This is a genomic window from Streptomyces longisporoflavus, assembly GCF_014649775.1.
GTDB lineage: Bacteria > Actinomycetota > Actinomycetes > Streptomycetales > Streptomycetaceae > Streptomyces > Streptomyces longisporoflavus.
Genome location: NZ_BMTR01000098.1, coordinates 1 through 1,823 on the forward strand (window position 1 = coordinate 1; position 1,823 = coordinate 1,823).

A 1,823-nucleotide genomic window follows, 5' to 3' on the forward strand; every position below is an offset into this window, starting at 1 on the left:
TCAGCCCTTGCGGGTGTTGACCTCTTCGGTGAGGGCGGGGACGACGTCGAAGAGGTCGCCGACCACGCCGTAGTCGACCAGTTCGAAGATCGGGGCTTCGGCGTCCTTGTTGATCGCCACGATCGTCTTGGAGGTCTGCATGCCCGCCCGGTGCTGGATCGCACCGGAGATACCCGAGGCGATGTACAGCTGCGGCGAGACGCTCTTGCCGGTCTGGCCGACCTGGTTGGAGTGCGGGTACCAGCCCGCGTCCACCGCGGCCCGCGAGGCACCCACCGCCGCCCCCAGCGAGTCGGCGAGCGACTCGATGAGGTGGAAGTTGTCCGCGCCGTTCACCCCGCGCCCGCCGGAGACCACGATGGCGGCCTCGGTCAGCTCCGGACGCCCGGTCGACTCACGCGGCGTCCGCGCGACCACCTTGGTGCCGGTGGCCTGCGCCGAGAAGGACACCTCAAGCGCCTCCACGGCGCCGGCGGCCGGGGCGGCCTCCACCGCGGCACTGTTGGGCTTGACCGTGATCACCGGCGTGCCGGTGGTGATGCGGGACTTGGTGGTGTAGGACGCGGCGAACGCCGACTGGGTGGCCACCGGGCCCTGCCCGTCGGCCTCCAGGTCGACGGCATCGGTGATCAGGCCGCCCTTGACACGCAGCGCCAGACGCGCGGCGATCTCCTTGCCCTCGGCGGAGGAGGGCACCAGCACCGCGGCCGGCGACACCGCCGCATAGGCGGCCTGCAGCGCGTCCACCTTCGGCACGACCAGGTAGTCGGCCAGTTCGGCGGCCTCGTTGGTCAGGACCCTGACCGCGCCGTGCTCGGCCAGCGCCGCAGCGGTGTCGGCGGCGTTGGTGCCCAGCGCGACGGCGACCGGCTCGCCGAGCCGGCGGGCCAGCGTCAGCAGCTCCAGGGTGGGCTTGCGGACGGCACCGTCCACGTGATCGACATAGACGAGAACTTCAGCCATGGGACTTCAATCTCCTGCAGAAACGACGAAGAGGGGGCGGATGAGAAGGGGTGGCGGGGCTCAGATGAACTTCTGGCCCGCGAGGAACTCGGCCAGCTGCTTGCCGCCCTCGCCCTCGTCCTTGACGATCGTGCCCGCACTGCGCGCGGGACGCTCGGTGGCCGAATCGACCTTCGTCCAGGCACCCTCCAGGCCCACCTCGGCGGCCTCCAGGTCCAGATCCGAAAGATCCCAGGCCTCGACCGGCTTCTTCTTGGCGGCCATGATGCCCTTGAAGGAGGGGTAGCGCGCCTCGCCCGACTGGTCGGTCACCGACACCACCGCCGGCAGCGAGGCCTCCAGCTGCTCGGAGGCCGCATCCCCGTCGCGGCGGCCCCGGACGACGCCGTCCGCCACGGACACCTCGGAGAGCAGCGTCACCTGCGGCACCCCCAGGCGCTCGGCAAGCAGGGCGGGCACCACTCCGGCGGTGCCGTCGGTGGACGCCATGCCGGAGATCACCAGGTCGTAGCCGGCCTTCTCGATCGCCTTCGCCAGCACCAGCGAGGTGCCGATGATGTCGGTGCCGTGCAGGTCGTCGTCCTCCACGTGGATGGCCTTGTCCGCACCCATCGACAGCGCCTTGCGCAACGCGTCCTTGGCATCCTCCGGACCCACCGTCAACACGGTGATCTCCGCGTCATCCGCCTCGTCCGCGATCTGCAACGCCTGCTCGACCGCATACTCGTCCAGCTCCGACAGCAGGCCATCGACGTCATCCCGGTCGACGGTCAGGTCATCGGCGAAATGCCGGTCGCCGGTGGCGTCGGGCACGTACTTCACGGTGACAACGATCCTCAAGCTCACGCCGGCTCTCCTAC

2 protein-coding genes are annotated in these 1,823 nt (G+C 70.1%); both read right to left on the reverse strand.

The genetic code is table 11. The annotated features are described in order from the left end of the window. Complete coding sequence (locus tag IE226_RS43525) at nt 1-963, reverse strand: electron transfer flavoprotein subunit alpha/FixB family protein (RefSeq protein WP_190087073.1); 963 nt, start codon at nt 961-963, stop codon at nt 1-3. 60 nt (nt 964-1,023) lie between these two features. Beyond that, nucleotides 1,024-1,809 (reverse strand): electron transfer flavoprotein subunit beta/FixA family protein, encoded by a 786-nt coding sequence (locus IE226_RS43530; RefSeq protein WP_190087074.1) that lies wholly within the window; start codon nt 1,807-1,809, stop codon nt 1,024-1,026. Nucleotides 1,810-1,823 lie beyond the last annotated feature (14 nt).

What these genes read in the sequence shown, in the direction of transcription:
- IE226_RS43525 (WP_190087073.1), bottom strand. Translation starts at nt 963, where the DNA reads ATGGCTGAAGTTCTCGTCTATGTCGATCACGTGGACGGTGCCGTCCGC.